General features: G+C 42.7%; 4 protein-coding genes. 2 read left to right on the top strand and 2 right to left on the bottom strand.

Going from position 1 to position 3882, the window contains the following annotated elements; genetic code table 11:
* Positions 1-118 precede the first annotated feature (118 nt).
* Positions 119-1030, top strand: a complete 912-nt coding sequence (locus QUB61_RS33180) for an NAD(P)H-dependent glycerol-3-phosphate dehydrogenase (protein ID WP_333136551.1) — start codon at positions 119-121, stop codon at positions 1028-1030.
* Positions 1031-1333: 303 nt separating this feature from the next.
* On the opposite strand, the gene QUB61_RS33175 is transcribed toward QUB61_RS33180, so the two are convergent.
* Positions 1334-1639 carry a small RNA NsiR4-regulated ssr1528 family protein gene (locus tag QUB61_RS33175; RefSeq protein ID WP_333136549.1) on the bottom strand — a complete coding sequence of 102 codons (306 nt, stop codon included), beginning with the start codon at positions 1637-1639 and terminating at the stop codon, positions 1334-1336.
* 535 nt (positions 1640-2174) lie between these two features.
* On the opposite strand from QUB61_RS33175, the gene QUB61_RS33170 reads away from it, so the two are divergent.
* Positions 2175-3068: a M48 family metallopeptidase gene (locus tag QUB61_RS33170; protein ID WP_333136547.1), complete on the top strand. Its 894-nt coding sequence runs from the start codon at positions 2175-2177 to the stop codon at positions 3066-3068.
* A 181-nt stretch (positions 3069-3249) separates the two neighbouring features.
* Here QUB61_RS33170 and QUB61_RS33165 read toward each other — a convergent pair.
* Positions 3250-3882: transposase family protein (locus tag QUB61_RS33165; RefSeq protein WP_333190302.1), on the bottom strand; the 633-nt coding region annotated here is incomplete at its 5' end.

Raw genomic sequence — 3882 nt, 5'->3', positions numbered from 1 at the left:
CAATGTCAGGAACAGGCAAGATGCCTGTTCCACAAAAAAAACTCAATGTTATTGTGGAACGGGCTTCTAGCCCGTTCTTGAGAATGTTGCAGCATCTGAGTTCATCCAACTAAATTTTATGACAATCTTGACAATATTAGGCGGAGGTGCTTGGGGTTCGGCACTGGCAAATCTGGGAGGCAAAAAAGGATCTCGAGTTAATTTGTGGTCGCGCAGCAGTTCTTTTAATCTAGAATCAGTTATAACAGGTGCGGATGTTGTTGTTTCGGCAGTTTCGATGAAAGGTGTTGGAGCAACGGTCGATCGGCTGCTGGCGTTAGAGTTAAGTCCCGGTACAATTATAGTTACTGTTACCAAAGGTTTAGACCCCGCGAGTACGCGCACTCCATCTCAAATTTGGCAAAATGCCTTTCCTAACAATTCAATAGTGGTACTTTCGGGCCCTAATCTTTCCGAGGAAATTCAGGAGGGGTTGCCGGCTGCAACGGTAGCGGCGAGTTGGGATTTAGCTGCGGCCAAGCAAGTGCAAAATATTTACAGTTCTGATATTTTTCGGGTTTATGTGAATGAAGACCCGCTGGGGACTGAGTTAGGTGGAACTTTGAAAAATGTATTTGCGATCGCCGCTGGTGTTTGCGACGGTTTACAATTAGGAACTAATGCTAAATCTGCTTTGCTGACTCGCGCTTTGCCGGAAATGATTCGGGTGGGAGTTCGTTTGGGAGCTCGCGCCGAAACTTTTTACGGTTTGTCTGGTTTGGGAGATTTGCTCGCTACTTGCAACAGTCCTTTATCGCGCAATTATCGGGTTGGTTTCGGATTGGCTAAAGGCAAATCATTAGAGCAAATTTTGCAGGAATTGCAGAGCACTGCTGAGGGTGTCAATACTACTAATGTCTTGATTGATTTGGCCAATCAACGCGGCATTGAAGTGCCTGTTTCTCGTCAAGTTTATCGATTATTAAATGGTGAAATTACTCCTGAACAAGCTGTTTTATCGCTGATGGAACGCGATTTGAAACCGGAGTAAGTAAGTTTTTTAGCATTAAAACTTAACTCTTTGGGCGGGCAAGATGCCCACCCCACAAGAAGTTTTCAGAAAAACTATCCACAATAAATTCACTCTTTGTGGAACAGGCATCTTGCCTGTTGCTGACGCGATTTGAAACCGGAGTAAGTAAGTTTTTTAGCATTAAAACTTAACTCTTTGGGCGGGCAAGATGCCCACCCCACAAGAAGTTTTCAGAAAAACCATCCACAATAAATTCACTCTTTGTGGAACAGGCATCTTGCCTGTTGCTGACAATGATGCAAGATGTGAGATGAATGCTATTTACTTAGCGCCGTAATAAAACGCAACTTCTTTATCTTTCAGCGGTGCGAAGTCAGCAGCAACTAGCATTTTATCGATCTCGTTTTGAGGCAGATGTTTGACACCGATTCGGACAATGCGCGATCGCATAGTATTTGACACGCCACTGCGCTGTCTGCCGGCTTCTAATGCCATCACTTGCTTGTAAAGGTCTAATTTTGCTTGCGGAATCGGAGTACCGTCAAAGTCGATTCCTGAGGCGATCGCAACATCGATCGCATCTGCACCCGTTGTAGATTGAGCCGCTGAGTTTGTTTCTGAAGACATTGTGCAAATTAAATAAAAAGGACGATCGTCATAAAAAGTAGTTTAGTGCTAAAAGTGCCAAAGTTGAGCACCAAACTCTAGCACAGCTCAAAACAACGTAAACTCGTGAAACAAGCTAAACAGTCCGCCCCACAGTGTTCGATTAAGGACAGTTTGGCCGGGGGGCGAGATCCTTGAGCATTTCTTCAAATAACGGATTCCCAAAACTCATCAATTGCAGTGAAGCATTTTCCTCAAAGATATCCGGGTAAAATGTCATAGGATAAATGCAACCTTGATAGTTAAGATGTCAAGTGCTAAAATAATTGCAGAAATTTTTACCCTTAAGAGCAATAGACATCTTGAATAAATCGATCTTCATTCCCAAATTTGATGGGGCAAACGAGCAATCATATGTGTTTACCTGTATACTACTACGCAGAAGCAAACTACCTAGCTGGTGAAAAACTCTAAAATTTCGGAATTGCTGAATCGAGAGATAGATGGCTAAGCATGGTGAGGAACAGGCACATTTCCTAGAGGAGGTTTATTTAGGATGAAAAAAGTCTTATTAGGATTGAAGTCAGAGACTTACGAACATCCTTTCGATCGCAAAGCTTTAGCGTCTTTAGAAAAGATGCCTGGAGTTTCTTTATTGCTCAAGAAAGTGAATGAGTACGGTATCGATCGCCTACTCCGCTTGCAATGTTTGGGCAGTGATTTTCGCGTGACTCCCAACAATTTTCCGGGGTTGTCTCAGGCGTTGGAAGAAACTTGTCAAATTCTCGATTTATCTCCCTGTCCAGATTTATATTTGTTTCGCGGTTGGGGGCATATTATTACCGTTACGATTGGTATTGAAAATCCAATTGTATCGGTGAATTTAGAAGCCTACGAATGGCTTTCTAGCCAAGAACTGATTTATGTATTGGGGCATGAAGTCGCCCACATTAAGAGTCAGCATTTGCTATATCATCAAATAGCGATGGTGATGCCGCTTTTAAAGAATTGGCTGAATGCAGCGACATTAGGATTTGGCGGTTTGGCGGCTAATGGGGTAGAACTGGCGTTCTGGAATTGGTTAATGATGGCAAGGTTTACAGCGGATCGGGCGGCGTTACTGGCTTGTCAGGATATGGATGTAGCCATCACCGCGTTGATGAAACTTGGCGGTTTACCCAGTTGCTATGTAACACCGGAAGCGATCGCTGATTTCCTCGTTCAAGTGCGCGAATTTAGCGAAAACAGTATAGAGTCTCAAGATACACTTACTAAGTTGCTCAGTTTCAACGAGTCCAGAGAATCTTGGGTCGTGATGCGCGCTTCGGAACTCCTAAAATGGGTCGATTCAGGAGACTATAAAACCTTACTCGAACAACCAAATCAGCCGCCACCATTATTATTAGACTCAGATGCGACAGAAGATTGGAATTTTCTAACGTCTTGGTAAATTCCGTATGCTAGTACCTTGTATCTAACACACCTCTCCAAAAACTGCCAAAGCCTTCCCCCTGTTGGTTTATGACTGCCTTCTCTTTGGGGATCGGGCAGTCATAAATCAACGGTAACATCAGGATTTGACAGTGTTTTATTTAAAATAGAACGAATTTATGGGTAAGATCGTTTCAGATTTATAAACCAGTTTGAAGTTGGTAATTATTAAAAATAATTGCTACTATCGTTGTACCAGGTTTTCCGACTACTACATCGGCTATCTCTTTCCCTGAAGGCATCACTGTTAATTTGTTTTTAAAGCTGTGCCTTGGATGCTTCCCTGAATAAAACTTTTTTTGTTCTTGATACTCTTTCGGTCTTTTACGGGGCTGTTCGCAGCTATCTACTATTAACTCAAACTCCCTAAGTATTTCTTCTATCCATTCCCACTCGATCGCCTTTTTTTTTACTTGTTCTACCAGTGATGCTGGTAGCAAGTTTCTTAATATTCCCAGCCAGTAATGAAAGATATAATTTGCCGCTAATTCCCTCACCCCAAATTGAACCCCTAACATTTGGAATGTCGGTAAGTGATGTAGATATACTAGCATTAGGAGAACTTGGTCTCTCAAGCTTAACTTTGGCTGCCGACCTCCTCCCGCTTTGATTATTCTAGTTTTTTTTTGTTCAGCTGCAAGTTGTTTCTGATTATGTAATCTTTCGGCTTGACTAATTAACTCCATTAACTGTGCGTAATAAGGAATGAGAATTAAATAACTTCCACAAGTTTGTGGGATGGGCGTCCCGCCCGTCCTTTTTGGACGGGCGGT

This window comes from Microcoleus sp. C2D2, assembly GCF_036702495.1.
GTDB lineage: Bacteria > Cyanobacteriota > Cyanobacteriia > Cyanobacteriales > Microcoleaceae > Microcoleus.
The sequence above is the reverse complement of the archived record's forward strand: the minus strand, read 5'-3'. Positions and strand labels throughout refer to the sequence as shown.